Origin of the sequence: Lysinibacillus sp. NPDC056959, from assembly GCF_042674095.1 — a bacterium.
Lineage (GTDB): Bacteria > Bacillota > Bacilli > Bacillales_A > Planococcaceae > Lysinibacillus > Lysinibacillus zambalensis.
The window spans coordinates 1-1,620 of sequence record NZ_JBHURE010000057.1 but is presented as its reverse complement, the minus strand read 5'-3'; the positions used below and the strand labels follow the sequence as shown (position 1 = coordinate 1,620).

General features: G+C 35.1%; 1 protein-coding gene. It reads left to right on the top strand.

Annotated features, from left to right (window positions below; genetic code table 11):
- The first annotated feature begins 248 nt into the window (after positions 1-248).
- Positions 249-1,484: an IS110 family RNA-guided transposase gene (locus ACFTQ7_RS24840; RefSeq protein WP_386831983.1), complete on the top strand. Its 1,236-nt coding sequence runs from the start codon at positions 249-251 to the stop codon at positions 1,482-1,484.
- Positions 1,485-1,620 lie beyond the last annotated feature (136 nt).

Genomic DNA, 1,620 nt, shown 5'->3' with positions numbered 1-1,620 from the left:
TTCGTATTATAAGGTCAGCCAGATATTTCTGGTTGAACATTTTTCAAATGGTTTTATTATAGCAGTAGCCAGGGTAGAACGTAACTGCTCGTGGGGCTTGACCCCGTCAACTAAACCGTTCGCCCCCTACTTGCAGAAACATGATTGAGGCTGGTTGGGACTTAGATCTCGTATAACAAGCGAAGCTATGACACTGCATGGAGGATTAGGGGTAACTGGTAAACTATGATTCTAGGAGGAGATTAATAATGAATCCAGTCGTTGGTCTGGATATTTCAAAAGGTGAAAGCCAGGTTCAAGCATTCTTAGATAAAGGCAAACCATATCGTAAAAGTTTTAAGGTAACTCATACTTTAGAAGGTCTTAATGACCTTGTTATATTTTTAGAGGATGTAAAAAACGAGGCTGGTATGAAGCCTACAATCATTTTAGAAGCTACAGGACATTATGGTGCTCCTGTCATACATCATTTAGAAGAACGAGGATATTTATTGATTATCATTAATCCGTTAATTTCATATAAGGCAAGAGGAACGAGTTTGAGAAAAGTAAAAACGGATGCCATTGATGCCTATCTTCTTTGTGAATTGTTCTATAAAGAGGAATTAGAGCCATATAAAAAGCGTGGTGTGCAGTTATTAAATCTTCGTAATCTTACAAGACAACATGAAAATATAACTGGCGTAATGATTCAAACTAAGTTGCAATTTCAGGCAGTCCTTGAACAGGTATTTCCTGAATATAAAGGGGTTTTTGGAGATTTATATTCTAATGTTTCACTATTAACTCTTTCAGAGTTCCCTTCTTCAGAAGATATTTTGAAAGCAAGTGAGGAATCCATTACAGACAAAATTTATGAACTATGTAAGAGTAGATCCATTAGATGGGCAAATGAAAAAGCTTTACAGCTTAAAGCCGCTGCAGCTCGTAATCCTTTTGAAAAAACAGTTTACCAGAGTCATATTTTAAGTCTGGATATGTATATAAAGATCCTTCTTCAATACAAAGAGCATCTATCAAATTTAGAGTCAGAAATAGATGCTCTCGCTAAAGAAATTGAAGAATATAGTATTATCAAATCTATCCCAGGTATCGGTGAAAAAATCGCTGCAACGATTATTTCTGAGATTGGTGAAATAGATCGATTTAACAACCCTAAAAAGCTTGTGGCTTTCGCTGGAGTTGACCCAAGTGTTTTCGAATCAGGTAAGTTTTCAGCGACCAAGAATCGAATTACAAAACGAGGTTCAAGTAGACTTCGTCATGCCTTGTTCATGGCTGTTCGTTGTGCAATACGAGATTGCAGGAAAACTAGAACAGACGATAAAATCATTCCTCGAAACAAGAAATTACGTGAATTTTATGATAAAAAACGTGAAGAAGGAAAACCTTTTAAAGTAGCGATGATAGCTTGTGTTAATAAACTATTACATTGGATTTTTGCCTTATTAAAAAATAAAACTACGTACCAAGATTTAGCTTGATAAGTAAGTACAACTAAATCAAACAAAACCTTCCAAAAACAAACTTTAGGAAGGTTATTTGTCATGCACTTTTTAGTATAGCACGTGCCTATTAAACTTTTAACAGAAAATTATTGACAAACTATTAGCTGGTTTA